The organism is Halomonas sp. BC1 (genome assembly GCF_002078135.1).
Lineage (GTDB): Bacteria > Pseudomonadota > Gammaproteobacteria > Pseudomonadales > Halomonadaceae > Vreelandella > Vreelandella stevensii.
This window is the reverse complement of record NZ_LFGS01000004.1, coordinates 512,604-533,118: the sequence shown is the minus strand read 5'-3', so window position 1 is coordinate 533,118 and position 20,515 is coordinate 512,604. Positions and strand designations below refer to the sequence as shown.

17 protein-coding genes and 2 tRNA genes are annotated in these 20,515 nt (G+C 62.9%); 14 read left to right on the top strand and 5 right to left on the bottom strand.

All coding sequences use genetic code 11. From position 1 onward, the window contains the following. Positions 1-344 (bottom strand): primosomal protein N' family DNA-binding protein (locus B7L72_RS04040; protein WP_446718540.1); only part of this gene is annotated, 344 nt, incomplete at its 3' end. 144 nt (positions 345-488) lie between these two features. On the opposite strand from B7L72_RS04040, the gene rpmE reads away from it, so the two are divergent. Together rpmE and B7L72_RS04030 are read left to right on the top strand one after the other, a co-directional pair. Continuing rightward, a complete protein-coding gene (gene rpmE / locus B7L72_RS04035; protein ID WP_016916139.1) occupies positions 489-704 on the top strand; it encodes a 50S ribosomal protein L31 in 216 nt (71 codons plus the stop codon). 449 nt (positions 705-1,153) lie between these two features. Next, positions 1,154-2,425, top strand: coding sequence for a malic enzyme-like NAD(P)-binding protein (locus B7L72_RS04030; RefSeq protein ID WP_081192686.1), 1,272 nt, complete (start codon positions 1,154-1,156; stop codon positions 2,423-2,425). Positions 2,426-2,524: 99 nt separating this feature from the next. Here the strand turns inward: B7L72_RS04030 and B7L72_RS04025 are convergent, their stop codons facing one another. Beyond that, positions 2,525-3,346, bottom strand: coding sequence for an acyl-CoA thioesterase (locus B7L72_RS04025; protein WP_016916141.1), 822 nt, complete (start codon positions 3,344-3,346; stop codon positions 2,525-2,527). A gap of 109 nt (positions 3,347-3,455) precedes the next feature. Here B7L72_RS04025 and tadA point away from each other — a divergent pair, with 109 nt between their 5' ends. Next, positions 3,456-3,908: a tRNA adenosine(34) deaminase TadA gene (tadA, locus tag B7L72_RS04020; RefSeq protein WP_217806039.1), complete on the top strand. Its 453-nt coding sequence runs from the start codon at positions 3,456-3,458 to the stop codon at positions 3,906-3,908. Between the two features lie 13 nt (positions 3,909-3,921). Here the strand turns inward: tadA and mltF are convergent, their stop codons facing one another. Beyond that, entirely contained in the window at positions 3,922-5,388 is a 1,467-nt protein-coding gene (gene mltF, locus B7L72_RS04015; RefSeq protein ID WP_081192684.1) for a membrane-bound lytic murein transglycosylase MltF, read from the bottom strand. 175 nt (positions 5,389-5,563) lie between these two features. Here mltF and purL point away from each other — a divergent pair, with 175 nt between their 5' ends. The 8 genes from purL (at position 5,564) to nadA (ending at position 15,690) form a co-directional block, all read left to right on the top strand. Next, on the top strand, positions 5,564-9,490 hold the full coding sequence (purL, locus tag B7L72_RS04010; protein WP_081192682.1) for a phosphoribosylformylglycinamidine synthase: 3,927 nt from the start codon (positions 5,564-5,566) through the stop codon (positions 9,488-9,490). A 30-nt stretch (positions 9,491-9,520) separates the two neighbouring features. Further along, a complete protein-coding gene (locus tag B7L72_RS04005) occupies positions 9,521-11,338 on the top strand; it encodes a DEAD/DEAH box helicase (RefSeq protein ID WP_081192680.1) in 1,818 nt (605 codons plus the stop codon). Between the two features lie 48 nt (positions 11,339-11,386). Continuing rightward, complete coding sequence (locus B7L72_RS04000; protein ID WP_081192678.1) at positions 11,387-12,331, top strand: segregation and condensation protein A; 945 nt, start codon at positions 11,387-11,389, stop codon at positions 12,329-12,331. Continuing rightward, positions 12,328-13,116 (top strand): SMC-Scp complex subunit ScpB, encoded by a 789-nt coding sequence (scpB, locus tag B7L72_RS03995; RefSeq protein ID WP_081192676.1) that lies wholly within the window; start codon positions 12,328-12,330, stop codon positions 13,114-13,116. Before B7L72_RS04000 ends, scpB begins: the two co-directional genes overlap by 4 nt. After that, positions 13,103-13,972: a 23S rRNA pseudouridine(2605) synthase RluB gene (gene rluB / locus B7L72_RS03990; protein ID WP_016916149.1), complete on the top strand. Its 870-nt coding sequence runs from the start codon at positions 13,103-13,105 to the stop codon at positions 13,970-13,972. The genes scpB and rluB overlap by 14 nt, the downstream gene beginning before the upstream one ends. Before the next feature lie 115 nt (positions 13,973-14,087). Then, positions 14,088-14,163 (top strand) — tRNA-Lys (locus B7L72_RS03985). A gap of 85 nt (positions 14,164-14,248) precedes the next feature. Further along, positions 14,249-14,324, top strand: a tRNA-Lys gene (locus B7L72_RS03980). A 337-nt stretch (positions 14,325-14,661) separates the two neighbouring features. Then, the gene (gene nadA / locus B7L72_RS03975) at positions 14,662-15,690 is read left to right on the top strand and encodes a quinolinate synthase NadA (RefSeq protein WP_016916150.1); all 1,029 of its coding nucleotides are present in this window, start codon (positions 14,662-14,664) and stop codon (positions 15,688-15,690) included. An 87-nt stretch (positions 15,691-15,777) separates the two neighbouring features. On the opposite strand, the gene B7L72_RS03970 is transcribed toward nadA, so the two are convergent. Beyond that, complete coding sequence (locus B7L72_RS03970) at positions 15,778-17,238, bottom strand: M48 family metalloprotease (protein WP_081192674.1); 1,461 nt, start codon at positions 17,236-17,238, stop codon at positions 15,778-15,780. Positions 17,239-17,436: 198 nt separating this feature from the next. Between B7L72_RS03970 and B7L72_RS03965 the strand changes: the two genes are divergently transcribed. Next, entirely contained in the window at positions 17,437-17,715 is a 279-nt protein-coding gene (locus B7L72_RS03965; protein WP_016916152.1) for a sulfurtransferase TusA family protein, read from the top strand. After that, a complete protein-coding gene (locus tag B7L72_RS03960; RefSeq protein WP_081192672.1) occupies positions 17,712-18,812 on the top strand; it encodes an AI-2E family transporter in 1,101 nt (366 codons plus the stop codon). The genes B7L72_RS03965 and B7L72_RS03960 overlap by 4 nt, the downstream gene beginning before the upstream one ends. Before the next feature lie 66 nt (positions 18,813-18,878). Here the strand turns inward: B7L72_RS03960 and B7L72_RS03955 are convergent, their stop codons facing one another. Then, the gene (locus tag B7L72_RS03955) at positions 18,879-19,352 is read right to left on the bottom strand and encodes a peroxiredoxin (protein ID WP_081192670.1); all 474 of its coding nucleotides are present in this window, start codon (positions 19,350-19,352) and stop codon (positions 18,879-18,881) included. 271 nt (positions 19,353-19,623) lie between these two features. On the opposite strand from B7L72_RS03955, the gene dapA reads away from it, so the two are divergent. Continuing rightward, a complete protein-coding gene (gene dapA, locus B7L72_RS03950; RefSeq protein ID WP_081192668.1) occupies positions 19,624-20,508 on the top strand; it encodes a 4-hydroxy-tetrahydrodipicolinate synthase in 885 nt (294 codons plus the stop codon). The last annotated feature ends 7 nt before the right edge of the window (positions 20,509-20,515 follow it).

Genomic DNA, 20,515 nt, shown 5'->3' with positions numbered 1-20,515 from the left:
ATGGTGTCGCCCAGGCTGTGCTGGTAATAGCGGGCGGTGAACTGGCACAGCCACTGCCAGTCTTCGGGGAGCGGCGCGTCGTCCAGCGCTTCACTGACCGCGCGCAGCTGAGCGCGGGGCAGCTCGCTGCCGGAAGCCAAAGAGACGACGACCCCCACCACGTCGCGGCGGCCAAACGGTACCCGCACCCGCAGCCCCGGCAGCCAGCCACAGGCGGGCGCGCGGGGGGCTGGCAGGTAGTCGAACAGGCGGCGCAGCGGCGATGGCAAGGCCACTTTCAGCACCTGAAAAGCGCCCGGAGTACGCTCTGCCGTGGCGGACGGGGAAGAAACAGAATCAGACAATTGGCCTCCGGCGTTTAGTTTGCTAGAATGCGCGGCCGCTCTCAATCTATCGGATCGAGCGGCTAACCGGTTAGCAGTTTTTCACACCCGTATGCGGTGCCTGGCAGCGGATCAGGTGGCGGCATATAGCTCATGAGGCTCAAGATGAAACAAGGTATCCACCCGAATTACAACACGGTCACCGCCAACTGCTCTTGCGGTGCCAGCTTCCAGGTTGGTTCTACTTCTGGTCAGGACTTCTCTCTGGACGTATGCTCCAACTGCCACCCCTTCTACACGGGCAAGCAGAAGCAGGCGAGCACTGGTGGCCGCGTAGAGCGCTTCAACAAGCGTTTTGGCGCTGCCGTCAAGCGCGGCTGATCCCGACGGATTCAGCCCATCGCAGGCACGCCATGTGCCCTGTGCAAAAACCCACGCTACGGCGTGGGTTTTTTGTCCCTGCCTTATTTGGCCGCTCCCTGGCGGCACCGGCATCTGAACGCTGGCCGAACGCTGTGTGATGAAGCCATGGCCCTGAGCCTCCTGTTGCGACATTGTCCACAGCCGCTATCGCGCGGCGGGTGTGGATAAGTCTGCTCGTCGTTTTGGAATCTATTTCCAGCTTATGCTGCAGTGCATCCATAACGAAACCGTTATGGGTCAGGGTGCTATGCATAAGTTGCAGCAAATGAAGCTGAAAAGTTCCGAATGGATGGGAAAAGCCGCTAAAACGCACGTTTCATAGGCTGGTTGACTAGCTGCTTGAGACGCTTGGGTTTTTTCTATATTCTGATATGACTTTTCTACTTTAGGCTGATTGGACCTTGACCATGACGGATGCAAATAAGCAGGCAGCTCTGGATTATCACGCTAAACCGATCCCCGGTAAGCTCTCCGTTGAGCTGACCAAGCCCACCGCGACGGCGCGGGATCTGGCCCTGGCGTATAGCCCGGGGGTGGCTGAACCGGTTCGCGAAATCGCTCGCGAAGCGGAAAATGCCTACCGTTATACCGGCAAGGGAAATCTGGTGGCGGTCATTTCAGACGGCAGTGCCATTCTGGGCCTGGGTAACCTGGGGCCGCTGGCCAGCAAGCCGGTGATGGAAGGCAAGGGCGTGCTGTTCAAGTGCTTCGCGGGCATCAACTCGGTGGACATCGAAGTGGATGCCGAGAATCCGCAGGCGTTCATCGATACCGTGGCACGCATCGCCGATACCTGGGGCGGTATCAACCTGGAAGACATCAAGGCCCCCGAGTGCTTCGAAATCGAAAAGGCGCTGATCGAACGCTGCAACATTCCCGTGTTTCATGACGATCAGCACGGCACGGCCATCGTCACCGCTGCCGGTATGCTCAATGCCCTGGATATCGCCGGCAAGCGCATCGAAGACGTGAAGATCGTCTGCATGGGCGCAGGTGCTGCGGCGATTGCCTGCATGCGCCTGCTGATCTCCTGTGGCGCCAAAAAAGAGCATCTGGTCATGCTCGACCGTCGCGGCGTGATTCACACCGACCGCGATGGCATCAACGAGTACAAGGCCGAGTTCGCCCGTGATACCGACATGCGCACCCTGGACGACGCCATCGACGGTGCCGACGTGTTCATCGGCCTGTCTGGCCCCGGGCTGCTGTCTGCCGAGCAGGTGAAGAAGATGGCGGCGGATCCGGTCATTTTTGCCTGCACCAACCCGGACCCGGAAATTCATCCGGATGTGGCTCGGGCAGCGCGCCCGGACGTTATCATGGCCACCGGCCGCTCGGATTTCCCGAACCAGGTCAACAACGTGCTGGGCTTCCCGTTCATCTTCCGTGGGGCGCTTGATGTTCGCGCCACGCGCATCAATGAGGCGATGAAGCTGGCCGCCGTGCATGCGCTGAAAGATCTGGCCCGCGAGCCGGTGCCCCAGGAAGTGCTGAACGCCTACGAGCGTACCGAGATGAGCTTTGGTCGTGAGTACATCATCCCCACGCCGGTCGATATTCGCCTGCTGGAGCGTGTCTCCTCGGCGGTGGCCCAGGCGGCGGTGGACTCCGGGGTTGCCCGCAAGCCCTACCCGGCGCACTATCCGCTCAAGACCATCAACGATGTCTACGGCAGTTAAGCGCTGCTCGACACGTAACTGGCTGTTCGAGACGCCATGACGACAACGCCCGCTTTCTGCGGGCGTTGTCGTGTGTGGTGTTCGTATGGGTGTTGGGCGTCAGGTGAGCGGGTAGCGTACCAGCCCCTCTTGTGCCGTCGAGGCAATCAGCTGCCCATCGCGGCGATAGATATGGCCTCGCGCCAGCCCTCTGGCACTGCCGCTCCAGGGAGAGTCGATGGCGTACAGCAGCCACTCGTCCAGCCGCGTATCTTCGTGCAGCCACAGCGCGTGGTCGAGGCTGGCGATGCGCAGCTTAGGGTCCGTGTACTTGATGCCGTGAGGGATCAGCCCGGTGGTCAGCAGGTTGAAGTCCGACGCGTAGGAGAGCAGGTGGCGATGCAGCGCGGGGTCGTCGGGCAGCGGGCCGCCAGCGAACCGGAACCATAGGCACTGCCCGGCAGGCGAGGCGCTGTCCGGATTGTTCTTCAGGTGCAGGAACTCGATGGGGTGGCCTGGGAAACGAGCATGTTTGGCGTCACCGCTCTCCAGCAGCGCTTCGGGCGTGGGCACGTCAGGCATGGCGCGCTGATGGCTGATGCTCTCTTCAGGGCTTTGAAACGAGGCGCTGCAGAAGAAGATGGGCCGCCCCTTTTGAATGGCGGTGACCCGGCGGGTGGTGAAACTGCCGCCGTCGCGAATGGTATCGACCTGGTAAACCACCGGGCGATGGGGGTCGCCGGGGCGTAGAAAGTAGCCGTGCTGGGAGTGAGGGCGACGCTCCTCGGGGACGGTGCGGGCGGCGGCGGCCAGCGCCTGGCCAAGTACCTGCCCACCGTACAGCTGGGGAAACCCGAGGTCCTGGCTTTGGCCGCGAAACAGCGTCTCTTCCAGGGGTTCCAGCTCCAGCAAGCTAACCAGTGACTTCAGCGCATCGTTCATTCTCGGTATCCTTGGTGCTGTCTGCTTGATCACTGAGGAGGCCGCCCTCAGCGTTTGGCGATCACGCCATTGAAACGATCGTTTCGCTACCTTAACGGAGTTCGTCTTGATACGCAGCGATGAATTTTACATGCACCGCGCGCTGGACCAGGCGCACCTGGCGATGGCCGCCGGAGAGGTACCGGTGGGGGCCGTGGTGGTGGACGCCGGGGGGGAGATCGTCGGGGTGGGCCACAATGCGCCGCTGTCCAGCTGCGACCCCAGTGGTCATGCGGAAGTGCGTGCGCTGCGCGATGCCGGGCAGCGGCTGGGCAACTACCGTCTGGAGGGCTGTACGCTCTACGTGACCCTGGAGCCTTGCATGATGTGCACCGGCACCATGGTGCATGCCCGCATTCAGCGGCTGGTGTACGCTGCCGCCGAGCCACGGGCAGGAATGGTGGAATCAAAGGCCAATCTGCTCGCCCAGCCCTGGTTCAATCACCATATCGACGTCACCGGCGGGGTGCTGGCGGCGCAAGCCAGCAAGCTGCTCAAGCAGTTCTTTGCCGACAAGCGCTAGCGCCGTCCCGGTATCACGGGGTGAGCGGTGGCACGATCTCGAACAGCAGCAGCGGCTCTTCACTGGCCGGTGTCTGCTCCAGTTGGAAAAACTGCTGTCGACTGCGCTCCACGTATTCGATCATTTCGTAGTAACGGCGAATGTTGCGCACGTAGATCACCGGCTCCCCGCCACGGGCGTACCCGTGGCGCGTTTGGCTGTGCCACTCGCGCTGCTGCAGCAGCGGCAGCGCGGCACGCACGTCCTGCCACAGGTTGGGGTCGCCGCCGCGTCGTTCGGCAATGTTGCGGGCATCATACAGGTGGCCAAGCCCCACATTGTAAGCCGCCATGGCCATATAGAGGCGATCTTCGCCGGTGATGCTGTCCGGTAAGCGGTCCTTGATGCTGCGCAGATAGCGGGCACCGCCGTCGATGCTCTGGGCGGCATCGGTGCGGTCCGTGACGCCCATCTCACTGGCCGTGGGGTTGGTCAGCATCATCAGGCCACGCACCCCCGTGGGGGAGACGGCGTTAGGGTCCCAGTGGGACTCCTGGTAGCCCACGGCGGCCAGCAGTTTCCAGTCGAACCCCGTGTCTCGGGCGGCCTGCTTGAAGAGCTCGGTGTAGCGGGGCAGGCGCTCATCCAGATGGTCCAGAAACGTGCGCGTGCCCACGTACTCCAGGTAATCGTCATGGCCAAAATAGCGGCTGATCAGGCGGTCCAGGGTGCCGTTTTCATGCAGCTCCTGCAGGAACTGGTTGGCCGCCTCGAGTAGCCCCAGCCCGCGCCCGCTGGGCAGCGCCCAGACCAGCGAGAGGGGCTCGCCCAGATAAAAGCCGCGCTCGACATTGGGAAAGAACAGCCGGTTCAAACGAAATTGGTGATCGAAGATGATGGCCGCATCCAGGGTACCGTTTTCTACCCTGGCCATCAATTCGGCCACTTCCAGTTCGTTGGACTCTTTCCAGCTCAGGTTGGGATAGTCGCTTTGCAGGGCTTTCAGAGCACCGCTGGTGCCCGCTTCGCTCTGGGTGCCAATGGACAGGCCGACGAGATCTTCGGGTGCGTTGATGCCATAGAGGCCGCGCCGGTAGACCACCAGTGGCTGCATCTCGATGATCGGACGGGTGTAGTGAATGCCGGGGGTATCGGCCATCAGCGGCAGCGACGCCGCCCCCAGGTCGCCCTGTTCGCGAACGGCAGGCAAGACGCCGTCCGGGTGGTGGCTGGCGTTCAGGTTGAGGCTGACCCCCAAGGCGTCTGCAAAACGGTGCATCAGTTCATATTCGAACCCGGTTGGCCCCTGGCGGCCTTCGTAGTAGGTGGTGGGGGTATTGCGGGTATGTACGGTGATGAAGTCTTTGGCCAGCACGCGGGCGAGGTGTTCGCCGTCGGGAAAGGTCGATGGGCGCGGTGTCAAAACCAGCAACAAAGTCGCGATCATCGCGAAATATGCCCGATAAAAGGCGCTAAAATGTCGGCAAATCAATGTCGGCATGGTGTCTTGTCGGCGTGGGACGAGCTGCCACGATACCCAGCCTTTATCGCCGTGTCACCTTGTTGATTTCGTGTGGCCGCCGCTTTCCAGTATCATAGTGCGCAGTCCGTGTGTCGGTCGCTTAGCGGCCCGGTGATTTCCTGCTCGACTCTTCCTGCTTTAGAGGCTTCCAGATATGCTCGAACTTCGAGGCGCGCCCGCCCTTTCTGCCTTCCGCCATGAACGGCTGCTAACGGTGTTGCGTGAATGTGTTCCAGAGGTGGAAGCGTTGTCCGCCCACTACGTCCACTTCATTGACCACCACGAAGAACTCGATACCGCCTCTCAGGAACGGCTGGCCAGGCTGCTCGATTACGGCAGCCGAGCCGCCCAGGAACCCCTCGAACAAGCCCTGCGTTTTCTGGTGGTGCCGCGTCTGGGCACCCAATCGCCCTGGTCTTCCAAAGCCACGGACATCGCCCATAACTGCGGGCTGAGCCAGATCCATCGCATCGAGCGCGGCGTCGACTACCGCGTTGCATTGCGTGGCACGGCCACGGCGGAGCAGTGGGACGCCATCGGCGCACTGCTCCACGACCGCATGACCGAAAACGTGCTGGCCGACACGGCGGCGGCCAGCCAGCTGTTTGCCCACCACTCACCGGCCCCGCTGGGCAGCGTGGATATTCTGGAGGGCGGGCGTGCCGCGCTGGAGGTCGCCAACCGGGAGCTGGGCTTGGCGCTGGCAGACGACGAGATCGACTATCTGGTGGCCGCCTTTGTCGAGCTGGGGCGCAACCCCAGCGACGTGGAGCTGATGATGTTTGCCCAGGCGAACTCGGAGCACTGCCGCCACAAGATTTTCAACGCGGACTGGATCATCGACGGCGAAGCCCAGCGCCATTCGCTGTTCAAAATGATCAAGAACACCTTTGCCACCTCACCGGATAACGTGCTGTCGGCCTACAGTGACAACGCGGCGGTGATCAAGGGCAGCCACGGCGGTCGCTTCTTCCCCACACCGCTGACCGGTGCAGAGGGTGAACGCGCTCACTACGATGCTCATCAGGAGCCCATCCATATCCTGATGAAGGTGGAAACCCACAACCACCCCACGGCGATTGCGCCTTTCCCGGGGGCGGCCACCGGCTCCGGCGGCGAGATTCGCGACGAAGGCGCCACCGGTATCGGCGGCAAGCCGAAGGCGGGCCTGGCGGGCTTCACCGTTTCAAACCTGCGTATCCCCGAGTTCGTGCAGCCCTGGGAGGCCTTCGATTACGGCAAACCCGAGCGCATGCAGTCGGCGCTCAACATCATGCTGGAAGGCCCGATTGGTGGCGCGGCTTTCAATAACGAGTTCGGCCGCCCCAACCTGACCGGCTACTTCCGCACCTACGAGCAGGATGCCCTCAGTGCCAATGGCATCGAGCGTCGCGGTTACCACAAGCCGATCATGATTGCCGGTGGGTACGGCAATATTCGTGCCCAGCACGTCCAGAAAGGCGAGATTCCGGTGGGCGGCAAGCTGATCGTGATGGGCGGCCCGGCGATGCTGATCGGTCTGGGCGGCGGTGCGGCGTCCAGCATGGCGTCGGGGGAGTCGAGCGCCGACCTGGATTTCGCCTCGGTGCAGCGGGAAAACCCGGAAATCGAGCGCCGTGCCCAGGAAGTGATCGACCGCTGCTGGGCAATGGGTGAGAAAAACCCCATTCGCTTCATCCACGACGTGGGTGCCGGTGGCCTCTCCAATGCGTTGCCGGAGCTGGTCAAGGACGGCAACCGTGGCGGCCTGTTCGACCTGCGCGCGGTGCCCAACGCCGAGCCGGGCATGAGCCCGCTGGAAATCTGGTGCAACGAAGCCCAGGAGCGTTACGTGCTGGCCGTGGCCCCGGAAGACCTCGACACCTTCGATGCGCTGTGCAAACGCGAGCGCTGCCCCTATGCGGTGGTGGGCGAAGCTCAGGCAGAGCACCATCTGGAAGTGCGCGATGGCCACTTCGAAACCAAACCCGTCGATTTGCCCATGAGCGTGCTGTTCGGCAAGCCGCCGAAGATGACCCGCTCGTTCGAGCGCCAGACGCCCGAGCTTTCCGGCGTGATGCTCGACAACCTGGACCTGCGCGAAGCCATGGACCGAGTGCTGCGTCTGCCCACGGTGGCCTCGAAAAGCTTTTTGATTACCATCGGCGACCGTTCGATCACAGGCCAGGTGGCTCGTGACCAGATGGTCGGCCCCTGGCAGGTGCCGGTCGCCGACGTGGCAGTGACCACCGCCAGCTTCGATACCCATGCCGGTGAAGCCATGGCCATGGGCGAGCGCCCGCCGGTGGCGCTGATCGACCCGGCTGCCAGCGCCCGTTTGGCGGTGGCAGAGGCGATTACCAATCTGGCCGCCGCGCCGATCGCCAAGCTCTCGGACATCAAGCTCTCCGCCAACTGGATGAGTGCTGCCGACCACCCTGGCGAAAACCAGGCGCTGTACGACGCCGTGCACGCGGTCGGTATGGAGCTGTGTCCGGCGCTGGGGATTGCCGTGCCGGTGGGCAAGGACTCCATGTCGATGCGTACCGCCTGGCAGGAGGGCGACGATGCCGAAGAGAAGAGCATCACCTCGCCGCTGTCGCTGGTGGTCACTGGCTTTGCACCGGTCACCGATGCGCTGGCCACGCTGACCCCACAGATCAACCTGGAGCAGGCTGAGTCGGACCTGATCCTGATCGACCTGGGCAACGGCCAGAATCGCCTGGGCGGCTCGGCGCTGGCCCAGGTGTATGGCCAGGTGGGCGACGAGTGCCCCGACGTGGACGACCCGGAGGACCTGAAAGCGTTCTTCGAGGTCATTCAGGGCCTGAACCGGGATGGCAAGCTGCTGGCCTACCACGACCGCAGCGACGGCGGCCTGCTGGTGACGCTGCTGGAGATGGCCTTTGCGGGTCATGCCGGTCTCGAAATCAAGCTCGACTGGCTGATCGACGAGCCGGTGGAAGCCTTCAATGCGCTGTTTGCAGAAGAGCTGGGGGCGGTGATCCAGGTCAATCGCCAGCACACCGAAGAAGTGCTGACCCAGTTCGCCATGGCCGGTATCGAAACCTGCGGGGTGATTGCCCGCCCGCGCTACGACGATCAGGTTCGCGTGACGCTGTTCGAAGAGCCGCTGCTGGAAACCACCCGTCAGCTGACCCAGCGCACCTGGGCCGAGACCAGCTACCGGTTGCAGGCGCTGCGCGATAACCCCGAATGCGCCAAGAACGAATTCGACAACCTGCTCGATGTGCGTGACCCCGGTCTCAGCGCGGCGCCGACCTTCGATGTCAATGACGACATCAGCGCGCCTTACGTCAACACTGCCAGGCCAGCGGTGGCCGTCCTGCGGGAGCAGGGGGTCAATGGTCAGGTGGAAATGGCCTGGGCCTTCCACAAGGCCGGGTTCGATGCGGTGGATGTGCACATGAGCGACATCCTGGAAGGTCGTGTCTCGCTGGATACCTTCCAGGGCCTGGTGGCCTGTGGGGGCTTCTCCTATGGTGACGTGCTGGGGGCTGGCGGCGGCTGGGCCAAGTCGGTGCTGTTCAACGAACGCGCCCGCGAGCAGTTTGCGACGTTCTTCACCCGAGATGACAGCTTCTCGCTGGGCGTATGCAATGGCTGCCAGATGCTGTCGCAGCTCAAGACGCTGATCCCGGGCGCCGAAAACTGGCCCAGCTTCGTGCGCAACGAATCCGAGCAGTTCGAAGCCCGCGTGGCCATGGTGCGGGTAGAGAAAAGCCCCTCGATTCTGCTGGCCGGCATGGAAGGCTCGACGCTGCCCATCGCTGTGGCCCACGGCGAAGGGCGTGCCGAGTTCCGCGATACGGCGCACCTGCGCAGCATGCAGTCGAGCAGCCAAATTGCCCTGCGCTACATCGACAACTACGGTCAGGTCACCACTCGCTATCCGGCCAACCCCAATGGTTCCCCGTCGGGGATCACGGGGCTGACCACGCCAGATGGCCGTGTGACCATCATGATGCCTCACCCGGAGCGGGTGACGCGGGCAGTGACCAACTCCTGGCATCCGGCAGAGTGGACCGAGGATGGCGCCTGGCTGCGGCTGTTCCGCAATGCGCGGGTATGGCTGGGTTGATGAGCAGGCGCAGCATGAGGCTGGTGTGCCATGACATACCCTGAAAAGGCGGCCTCCGGGCCGCCTTTCTCGCCTGATGCGCCGCCGCAGCTGCGCGCCTACCAGCAGGAAGCGGTCAAGCGGGTGGTTCACCACTTTCGCGCCACCAGCGACCCGGCGGTGGTCGTGCTGCCCACGGGCAGCGGCAAGTCGCTGGTGATTGCCGAGCTGGCGAGGCTGGCCCGTGGGCGGGTGCTGGTACTGGCCCACGTTCGCGAGCTGGTGGAGCAGAACCACGCCAAGTACCAGGCCTATGGCCTGGTCGCGGATATCTTCAGCGCCGGGTTGAAGCGCAAGGAGGCCAGTCGGCAGGTGGTGTTTGGCTCGGTGCAGTCGGTGGTGCGCAACCTGACGCAGTTCAACGACGCCAGCTTCACGCTGCTGGTAATCGACGAGTGCCATCGGGTGTCGTTGGAGGAGGATTCCAGCTACCGCCAGGTGATCGACCATCTGCAGCGCCAAAACCCGCAGCTGAAGATTCTCGGCCTCACCGCCACGCCCTTTCGGCTGGGCCAGGGGTTTATCTACCACCGCCACTACCACGGTATGGTGCGCGGGGGAGAAGAGAGTTTCTTCACCGACTGCGTGTTCGAGCAGCCGCTGCGCCTGATGGTCAAGCAGGGCTTTCTGGCCGCCCCTCGGCGGCTGGACATGGCCATTGAGGGGTACGACTTCTCGGCGCTTGCTCCCTCTTCCAGCGGGCTGTTTCGGGAAGAAGAGCTTAATCGGGTGGTGGCCGGAAGCCGCGCCACGCCGGGCATCATTGCCCAAGTGGTCGAGCAGGCGGCCGACTGCCAGGGCGTGATGATTTTTGCCGCGACGGTCGCCCACGCCGAAGAGATCATGGGGTATCTGCCTGCCGAACAATCCGCGCTGATCACCGGTGCGACGGTCTCCGCCGAGCGCACCGCGCTGATCGATGCGTTCAAGGCGCGCAAGCTCAAGTATCTGGTCAACGTGGCGGTATTGACCACCGGGTTCGATGCTCCCCATGTGGATCTGATCGCGATCCTGCGCCCCACCGAGTCGGTGAGCCTCTATCAGCAGATCGTGGGACGCGGACTGCGCCTCTCGCCGGGGAAGGAGGCGTGCCTGATCCTGGATTATGCGGGCAACCCCTGGGACCTCTATGCCCCTGAGGTAGGCGAGCCGCGTCCCGACAGCGATAGCGAGCCGGTGCAGGTCGAGTGCCCCGAGTGTGGGCATGCCAACCTGTTCTGGGGCAAGCGCGACGGTGAGCTGGTGATCGAGCATTTTGGTCGCCGCTGCCAGGGGCTGGTGGAGGACGACGCCGGACGCCGTAGCCAGTGCACCTTTCGCTTTCGCTTCAAGGTCTGCGATGCGTGCGGGGCAGAGAACGATATCGCTGCCCGGCGCTGCCATGGCTGCGAAAAGCTGCTGGTGGATGCCGATGACAAGCTCAAGGAGGCGCTGCGGCTCAAGGACGCCAAAGTGCTGCGGGTGAGCGGCATGCAGCTGGAGGCGACCACCAACGGGCGCGGCCTGCCGCGCCTCAAAGTGACCTACCATGACGAAGACGGTGCCAGCCTGAGCGAATGGTTTGCCCTGGAAACCGCCGCCCAGCGCCGCGCCTTTTATGCGGTCTTCTTGCGCGCCCACCTGCGCGCGCCGGGCGTGCCGTGGCAGCCAGCAACGCCAGACGACGTGGTGGCTGCCCAGTCCCGCCTGCGCCATCCCGACTTTGTGGTGGGCAGAAAGGTAGGCCGCCACTTTCAAATCCGCGACAAGCTGTTCGACTATCAGGGCCGCTATCGTAAAGCCGCCGAGGCGGCCGAGATGCCGCGTTGATGGAGCGCTGTTACACTGCCGTTTTCAACTGACAAGGACTCGACCCGCGTGAGCGAGACGCCCAGCGCCGTGCCGGATCAAGACGCGATGCCCTCTACGGTGGAGCCCACCGTGGAGGCCCTTGGGCGCCTGTTCGATGAGCCCATTACGCAGCTGCCGGAAGATCTCTATATTCCCCCCGAGGCGCTACGGGTTTTCCTGGAAGCGTTCGAGGGGCCTTTGGATCTGCTGCTGTATCTGATTCGTCGGCAGAATCTCGACATTCTGCGTATCAACGTGGCGGTGATCACCCATCAGTACATCGAGTACGTGGAGATGATGAAGGCCATGGAGATCGAGCTGGCTGGCGAGTACCTGTTGATGGCGGCCATGCTGGCCGAGATAAAATCACGCACGCTGCTGCCGCGCCCCCCCAAGGCGGAAGGCGAGGAAGAAGAGGACCCCCGGGCGGAGCTGATACGCCGCCTGCAGGAGTACGAGCGTCTCAAGGAGGCCGCTGAAGCGCTGGATGCCCTGCCCAGGGTGGGCCGGGACTGGTTCAGCGTGCAGGCGGGCCTGCCACCGCTGGAAACCCGCGTGATTCATCCCGATGTCGAGCTGGACGAGCTGCTGGGCGCGTTGTCGGACATTCTCAAGCGGGCCGAGCTGGCTCAGGCCCACCAGATCAGCCGAGAGGTGCTCTCGACCCGGGAGCGCATGCTGAAGATCATGGAGCGCTTGCACGAAGATGGCACCCATGGGCGCTATACCCCCTTCGAAGCGCTGTTCTCCCTGGAGGAGGGGCGGGCAGGGATCGTCGTGACGTTCATGGCCATTCTGGAGTTGGCCAAGGAGTCGATGATCGAAATCGTCCAGAACGCGCCGCTGTCGCCGATCCATGTGCGTGCTCGGCAGGCGGCGCTGGCCGATGGGGACCAGGACCCCTTTGCGCGGGAAAGTGATGATCCTGCGGACGAAGAGTCTGCCTTCGAACCTGACGAGGAGTCACGGTGAGAGACACCACGTTGGACGATATTGTCGAAGCCGCGCTGCTGGCGGCCGGAGAACCGCTGCCCGTGGAGCGGCTGGAGACGCTGTTTCTGGCGGATGAGTGCCCGTCTCGCAAGGCGCTGCGCGACGCCCTCGCGCGGTTGGCACGGCGCCACGAGGAGGGGGCGCTGGAACTGGTCGAAACGGCCTCGGGCTTTCAGCTGCGCATTCGCCCGCGGCTGTCGCACTGGGTGTCGCGGCTGTGGGATGAGCGCCCCCAGCGCTACTCCCGTGCTCTGCTGGAAACCCTGGCGCTGATTGCCTATCGCCAGCCGGTGACCCGGGGCGATATCGAAGAAGTGCGGGGCGTCAGTGTCAGCAGCTCGATCATTCGCACGCTGATGGAGCGGGGCTGGGTACGCATCGTCGGTCACCGCGACGTGCCGGGGCGTCCCGCGGTGTATGCCACGACGCGCAGTTTTCTGGACGACTTCGGGCTCAAGACGCTGGATGCCTTGCCGCCCATGCACACGCTGGTGGCCGCCGACGAAGCAGCATTGGCTGAGGAACCGCCCGCTGCGACGCATGTCGCACTGGACGAAGCCGTCGAAACCGTGCAGGATGCGCCACCCCAGCAAGATCAGAACACGTCGGCAACGAGTGCCGACCCCCACGCCGAGACGGCGTTAACCCAGCCGCTGAGCTTTGCCGATCTGGAGGCACGGCTTGCGGCACGTGCCCAGCGTCGAGATGAGGACGCGGGCACGCAGACCAACGATGTGAGGTCAGACGACCATGAGTCAGAGTAACAACACCACGCCGCCCACCAGCGAAAAGCTGCAGAAAGTGCTGGCCCGTGCGGGCCTTGGCTCCCGCCGTGAAATGGAAACCGCGATTGCCGATGGCCGGGTGAAGGTGAACAGCCAGGTGGCCAAGCTGGGTGACCGCGTGGAAGCCCGCGACAAGGTCAGCTTCGATGACCGCCCGGTCACGCTGCGTCCGGAAGAAGAAGTGCCACGCCGGGTCATCATGTACAACAAGCCGGAAGGCGAGCTGTGTACCCGCAAGGACCCGGAAGGCCGTCGCACGGTCTTCGAGCGTCTGCCGCGCCTGAAAGGCGAGCGCTGGATTGCCATCGGGCGGCTGGATATCAATACCAGCGGCCTGCTGCTGTTCACCACCGACGGTGAACTGGCCAACCGCTTGATGCACCCCTCCACCCAGGTGGAGCGTGAGTACGCGGTGCGGGTCATGGGCGACGTCAAGCGAGAGCATATCGTCGCCATGGTGGATGGCGTCATGCTGGAAGACGGCCCCGCCCGTTTCACCGACGTGCAGGAGTTTGGTGGCGAAGGCATCAACACCTGGTTCCACGTGGTAATTCTGGAAGGCCGCAACCGCGAAGTACGCCGCTTGTGGGAGTCCCAGGGGCTCACCGTCAGCCGCCTGAAGCGCGTGCGCTACGGTAATATCTTCCTCGACAAGCGTGCCAAGGCAGGCGAGTGGGTCGAGCTTTCCCAGGACGAAGTCGACGATCTGGCGACCCTGGCCCACCTGGAGACCCGCAAGGTGCCCGAGCTGACGCCGGACGAGAAAAACCGCTGGAGTCGCGACAAGCACAAGCGTCGCCCGGTTCAGGCCATGCGCAAGCCCAAGCGTCGTTAAGCGATGCTCGCCGCGCGGTGTGGGGACACCGAGCACCGCGCGGTTTTTTTAGACGAAAGACAAAAAAGGCTTGCTATTGTCGGGTGTGATCCGTACTATATGCATCCGTTCGGACGGGTCGTTAGCTCAGTTGGTAGAGCAGTTGACTTTTAATCAATTGGTCGTAGGTTCGAATCCTACACGACCCACCATTCGAACAGCGGTGATGTTATCAGGTGATACACTACGGTAACGCCGTACAGAGCGGCGAAAGCCCTCAGAAAAGCAGCAGGATTTGGGTCGTTAGCTCAGTTGGTAGAGCAGTTGACTTTTAATCAATTGGTCGTAGGTTCGAATCCTACACGACCCACCAAATTCAACGCCCCTGGTAGCTTGCTGCCAGGGGCGTTCTGCTATGCGCGTTCTGCCCTGGCGATGGGCAGGGTGCATCGGCAAACCATGCCGCACTGCAGCGTGCGGTTCTGCTTGCAGCAGGCAATACTTGTCCACCACAATGGACCTGTAACGATGTGTGGATTTGGCTGTCGATCATGCTCGGCAGCGCTGGCCCGCAGTAGCAGGCCAGATCGGCAACCGGCGAGTGCGACAGACGCAGCGGCCAGTTGCCCCGAGGGCGGCGCATGCGGAGCGCATACGTCGCAACTGGTGTTTAACGGGGGGATTCCCTGTTCGTCACAGTGGTAGACACGATGACTATTCTGACTTCTCAAGTGGCGCTGGAGGCACCGCTTCCCAGCCCGTACTGCCCAACGCGCATCCCGGCGGAAGACGAAGCCCGCGTGGCTGAGATCAAACAGCTGCTCAAGGCCCACAACGCCGTTCTGGTGGCGCACTACTATACCGATGATGCCATTCAACAGCTGGCCGAAGAGACCGGTGGCTGCGTGGCAGACTCCCTCGAAATGGCCCGGTTTGGCGCTCGCCACGACGCCACTACCCTGGTGGTGGCCGGGGTACGCTTCATGGGCGAGACGGCCAAGATCCTCTCCCCGGAAAAGCGGGTGCTGATGCCCACCCTGGAGGCCACCTGCTCACTGGATATCGGCTGCCCCATCGACGAATTCAGCGCGTTCTGTGACGCCCACCCGGATCGCACGGTGGTGGTCTACGCCAACACTTCGGCGGCCGTCAAGGCGCGTGCCGACTGGGTCGTGACCTCCTCGATCGCCGTCGAGGTGATCGAACACCTGCAGGCCAAGGGGGAAAAAATCCTCTGGGCACCCGACAAGCATCTGGGGGGCTACATCCAGAAGAAAACCGGCGCCGACATGCTGATGTGGGATGGCGCCTGCATCGTCCATGAGGAGTTCAAGGCCAGGGGGATCGAGGACCTGAAACGCCTGTACCCCGAAGCAGCCGTGCTGGTGCACCCGGAGTCGCCGGAAGCGGTCGTCAAGCTCGCCGATGTGGCTGGTTCGACCTCGCAATTGATCAAGGCGGCGCAAACGCTGCCCAACGACAAGCTGATCGTGGCCACCGACCGCGGCATCTTCTTCAAGATGCAGCAGGCCGTGCCGGGCAAGACGCTGTTCGAAGCGCCGACCGCAGGCAATGGAGCCACCTGCCGTAGCTGTGCCCACTGCCCGTGGATGGCGATGAACGCGCTGGATAACCTGGCGGGCGCGCTGCGCGAAGGCAGCGGCGAAATTTTCGTCGATGCGGCCTTGCGTCAGCAGGCACTCAAGCCGCTGGAGCGGATGCTGAACTTCAACGCATAGGTTCTGCCTGGTGTGAACGAACAAGGCCCGACGCCCTTTGGCGCCGGGCCTTGGCGTATTTGGCTGAGCGGTGGCTGGGCGGCGTGGCTAAAACTTTTCCAGCGCCTCTCGGTATTCGATGAACGCCTCGCGGCGCTGCTCGATGCGCGCCAGCGCCTGCTGGTCGTTCTCCTGCTGGGCAGCGTCTCGGGCGATGCCCAGCTGGCGAATGCCGCTATCCATTCGGCCGGTGAGCTGCAAATGTTCGGCCCGGGCCAGGTGCCCCCAGCCATTGTGGCCACTGCGGCCAGCCGCTTCCGCCAGCAGGTTGAACCCCTGAGGATTGTCCGGGTGGCGCGCCGTGACTTCTCGCAGCAGCGTGTAGGCTGCCTGGGGGTCGCGCTGCAGCTGCGCTTCTGCCAGGGTGAGCTGAGCGGGCAGGTAGTTGGGCATCAGCCGCAGCAGCCGCTGGCTGCGCTGGATGGCATCGTCATAGCGCTGGGCCTGCAGGGCTACCTGGGCGGCCGAGGCGGGCAGCATGGCGTAGTCCGGCAGCTCGCTGGCCAGCCGATCCAGAGTCTGGAGCGCCTGATCGGTCTGGCCATTCTGCGCATCGATCAGGGCCGAAACATAGCGTAGGGCGGGCTCCTCGGCGCTCTCCTGTTCGAGGCGGGCCGCCGCTTGCTGGGGGCTGTTGCGATGGATGCTGAGCAGTGCTCGGGCACGCATCATGTCGTACAAAGTGTCGCTGGTGTATCGATTGGCGACGCTGAGCTGTGCCGCCCGAGCCTGGGCATCGCTCAAGCGGCTGTCGGAGACCGGGTGGGTCAACAGAAATTCCGGGGGCGTGCCGCCCTGCAGGCGTGCCATGCGCTGCATGGCGCCGAACATGCGCACCATGGCTTCAGGGTCGTAACCGGCGGCGGCCATGGCTTGCAGGCCCACACGGTCGGCTTCCTGCTCGAAGCGCCGCGAGTAGCTGAGCTGGTCCTGAATCAGCGCCGCCTGGGAGCCCATGGCGGTGGCGATACCGGCATCGCCACCGCCGCTGGCGGCAATCAGCATGCCCGCCAGCATGGCGGCCATGGCGGGCAGTTGCGTCTGCTCCGCCCGAGCGCTGCCGCGCGCAAAGTGGCGCTGGGAGAGGTGCCCCAGCTCGTGGGCGATGACCGAAATGAACGCGCCTTCATCCTCGGCAAAGGCAAACAGCCCCGAGTTGATGCCCACCACGCCACCGGGCACGGCAAAAGCGTTGAGCGAGCGGTTATCGACCATTACCGTGGTCGTCTGCAGAGTGCCCAGCTGGCTATGGGGCGCCAGCCTGGCCACCAGGCTCTCCAGGTAGTCGTTGACGATGGGGTCCTGCCACTGGGGTGCCTGGGCCCTGAACTGGCGCAGCCAGGCACGGCCCAGGCGATACTCCTCGTTGCTCACTGAAGTGGAGGCGCCCCCCAGGGTGGGCAGCTGATAGTTGTCACTGCTCTGAGTAGGCGCGCTGAGGCCCACAGTGCCCAACAGTAGGGCCAGTGCGCAGGCCAGGCGTGGCGTAACAGTCTTAAGGTGCGCCATGGCATCCCTCGTGATGGTTCTCGATTCGCACGATCATTACGGTGGTGGATGTTGCAAACACAGGCTGTGACATTGATTCAGGCAAGGAAGTGCCGTTAAATCGAGACAGGCTGGTCATCGTCCGAACAGTGTATGCAACAATACCGTGGTTATGGGTCGTTTCGTTATAGGTACAAGCGCTTTCACAAGGGAGAGGGTATGTCTGAGCAAATAGCATCCGCGCTGGCCGAGGGGGTGGAGCCCGATGCGGTACTGGACGCTACCGGGCTGCACTGCCCGTTGCCGCTGTTGAAGGCCAAGCAGGCGCTAGCCGGGTTATCGGCAGGCCAGTTGCTGGAGATACGTGCCACCGATGCGGGTTCCTGGCGCGATGTCGCTTCCTTCGCCGAGCTGAGTGATCATCGGCTGGAAGCCAGAGTTCAGCAGGGCGAGATCTACGTGTTCTGGCTGCGTAAAGCCGGGGCGGCTCGCTCATGACCATGCGCGCCATTCTCAGAAGCTGGATCGAACGCTATTTCTCCGATGAAGAGGCACTGGTTCTGCTGGTGGTGCTGATCGCGGGGCTGGCAGCCATCGTGCTGTTTGGCCGCATGCTGGCGCCTTTCTTCACCTCATTGGTGCTGGCGTTTTTGCTGCAGGGGCTGGTCAGTGGGCTGACCCGGCGAGGCGTGCCCCACCTGTTGGCGGTCATCATCGTGTTCGTGGCCTTCGTCAGCGTGTTGCTGACCATGGCGTTCATCCTGATGCCGTTGATATGGAACCAGTTGGTGGGGCTGGTGCAGGAGACACCGCGCATGTTTGCCACGGCGCAGATATGGCTGGACGAGCTGCAGGCGCGCTTCCCCAACCTGATCACGCCTGACCAGATGCAGAGCTGGATCGGGGTGGCCGGGCGCGAGATCAGTCAGGTAGGGCAGCGTGCCTTGACGCTGTCGCTGTCGTCGCTGGGTAACGTGATGTCGCTGATCATCTACCTGGTGCTGGTGCCCATTCTGGTGTTTTTCATGCTCAAGGATCGCGAGGTGCTGGTGGGGTTTGCGCTCTCGCTGCTGCCGCAAAAGCGCTCGCTGTTGACGCGTATCTGGCAGGAAATGGATCGCCAGATCGCCAACTACATCCGTGGCAAGGCCATCGAAATCGTCATTGTCGGTACGGTCTCGTACCTGACCTTTGCCCTGTTTGGGCTGCCTTATACGGCGCTGCTGGCCGTGCTGGTGGGCTTCTCCGTGCTGGTGCCTTATATCGGTGCTGCGGTGGCTACCATTCCCGTGGCGGCGGTGGCGGTCTTCCACTTCGGCGTGAGCGAGCAGTTTGCCTACGTGCTGCTGGCCTACGGCATCATCCAGGCCCTGGATGGTAACGTGCTGGCGCCGGTGCTGTTTTCCGAGACCAATAACATCCACCCGGTCTCGATCATCGTGGCCGTGCTGTTCTTTGGCGGCATCTGGGGGTTTTGGGGGGTCTTTTTCGCCATTCCGTTGGCGACTCTGCTCAAGGCGCTGGTCTTTGCCTGGCCCAGAGGGCTGGAGGAGCATCAGGAGCGGCGTGAGCAGATAGAGCTGAAGGCCGATTGACGAGGGCTTGCCAAGTGGCACCGGATGCTGTCCCGGTGCCATGGTTCAACGAGCCTTCAGGGCCGGTTATTCGGCATGCAGTGCCTGAGCGGCTGCCAATACCTCTTCCGCATGACCGGGCACCTTGACGCCACGCCACGCTTTGGCCAGCTTGCCGTCCTTGTCGATGAGAAACGTGCTGCGCTCGACGCCCAGGTGCTCCTTGCCGTACATCTTCTTCAGCTTGATGACGTCAAACAGCTGACAGACCGCTTCGTCCTTATCCGAAATCAGCGCAAAATTGAAGTCCTGCTTCGCCTTGAAACTCTCCTGGGCGCGCAGGCCGTCTCGAGAAATGCCGATGACCACGGTGTTGGCGGCATCGAAGGCCGCCTTGCGGTCACGAAAGTCGCCGCCTTCGGTGGTACAGCCCGGGGTGCTGGCCTTGGGGTAGAAGAAAATCACCACCTGCTGGCCGCGCAGTTCGGACAGCGTGATGGTGGTGTCGCCAGTGGCGCTGGCCGAAAAGTCGGGAACGGGTTGACCGAGTTCGAGTGACATACAAGCTCCTCACAGATAGGGGTTCGCCAAGATTACACGCATGCGCCGCCGTGCTGTCAAAGCGAATCGTTCTGGTTTGGCCCAGCTCAGTGGTAAACTCTGCGTGCTTTACGCTGTACAGGCTCGAATCGCCTGAGTACCATTTGCTGTTTACAGGCGGGGTCATCGTGTTCCTTCGAGGTATCCGCGCCGCGTCTTTTGCTCGATCATGGGCCATGCCACCCCGCCTGGCCGGGCGAGTTCCACTTTTTTGCAGGTGAGGAAAATACGGATGATCACAGGCAGCATTGTCGCCCTGGCGACGCCGATGAAGGTCAATGGCGACATCGACTGGGAGGCGCTTCGTCGCCTGGTGAACTTCCATCTCGAGAACGGTACCGATGCCATCGTGGCCGCAGGCACCACCGGTGAGCCCACCACCATGTCGTTTGCCGAGCACTTCGATGTGATCCGCAGCGTCGTGGAAGAGGTCAATGGGCGTATCCCGGTCATTGCCGGTACCGGCGCGAACGCTACCTCGGAAGCGGTCGAGCTGGCGCGCTATGCCAGCGAAGTAGGCGCCGATTACTGTCTCTCCGTGTGCCCTTACTACAACAAGCCTACTCAGGAAGGCCTGTACCAGCACTTCAAGGCAGTGGCCAAGGGCAGCAAACTGCCGGTCATCCTCTATAACGTGCCGGGACGTACCTGCTCGGATCTCTACAACGAAACCGTGATTCGCCTGGCCGAGGTGGACAACATCATCGGCTTGAAGGATGCCACCGGGAACCTTGAGCGCGCCGAGGATCTAATCTCTCGCCTGAAAGGCAGCGGCTTCATGCTCTACTCCGGTGACGATGCCACGGCCTGTGATTTCATGCTGATGGGCGGACATGGCGACATTTCGGTCACCGCCAATGTGGCGCCCAAGGCGATGCACGAGCTGTGCGCCGCCGCGGTGGCAGGGGATGCCGACAAGGCCCATCAGATCAATACGCGCCTGATGCCGCTGCATACCAATCTGGGTATCGAGTCCAACCCGATCCCCGTCAAATGGGCGCTGAATCGCATGGGTTACATGGAGCAGGGCATTCGTCTGCCGCTGACCTGGCTGTCCGAAAAGTACCACGGTACGGTAAACGAAGCGCTGCAACTGGCGGGTGTGATCAAGGAGTAAGCCCAGG

Excerpts from the sequence above, each read along its gene's own strand:
- B7L72_RS03955 (WP_081192670.1), bottom strand. The coding sequence starts at position 19,352 with ATGTCACTCGAACTCGGTCAACCCGTTCCCGACTTTTCGGCCAGCGCC.
- nadA (WP_016916150.1), top strand. The coding sequence starts at position 14,662 with ATGACTATTCTGACTTCTCAAGTGGCGCTGGAGGCACCGCTTCCCAGC.
- B7L72_RS04030 (WP_081192686.1), top strand. The coding sequence starts at position 1,154 with ATGACGGATGCAAATAAGCAGGCAGCTCTGGATTATCACGCTAAACCG.
- B7L72_RS04025 (WP_016916141.1), bottom strand. The coding sequence starts at position 3,346 with ATGAACGATGCGCTGAAGTCACTGGTTAGCTTGCTGGAGCTGGAACCC.
- B7L72_RS03965 (WP_016916152.1), top strand. The coding sequence starts at position 17,437 with ATGTCTGAGCAAATAGCATCCGCGCTGGCCGAGGGGGTGGAGCCCGAT.
- mltF (WP_081192684.1), bottom strand. The coding sequence starts at position 5,388 with ATGCCGACATTGATTTGCCGACATTTTAGCGCCTTTTATCGGGCATAT.
- B7L72_RS04005 (WP_081192680.1), top strand. The coding sequence starts at position 9,521 with ATGACATACCCTGAAAAGGCGGCCTCCGGGCCGCCTTTCTCGCCTGAT.
- rpmE (WP_016916139.1), top strand. The coding sequence starts at position 489 with ATGAAACAAGGTATCCACCCGAATTACAACACGGTCACCGCCAACTGC.
- dapA (WP_081192668.1), top strand. The coding sequence starts at position 19,624 with ATGATCACAGGCAGCATTGTCGCCCTGGCGACGCCGATGAAGGTCAAT.
- rluB (WP_016916149.1), top strand. The coding sequence starts at position 13,103 with ATGAGTCAGAGTAACAACACCACGCCGCCCACCAGCGAAAAGCTGCAG.
- purL (WP_081192682.1), top strand. The coding sequence starts at position 5,564 with ATGCTCGAACTTCGAGGCGCGCCCGCCCTTTCTGCCTTCCGCCATGAA.
- B7L72_RS03960 (WP_081192672.1), top strand. The coding sequence starts at position 17,712 with ATGACCATGCGCGCCATTCTCAGAAGCTGGATCGAACGCTATTTCTCC.
- B7L72_RS03970 (WP_081192674.1), bottom strand. The coding sequence starts at position 17,238 with ATGGCGCACCTTAAGACTGTTACGCCACGCCTGGCCTGCGCACTGGCC.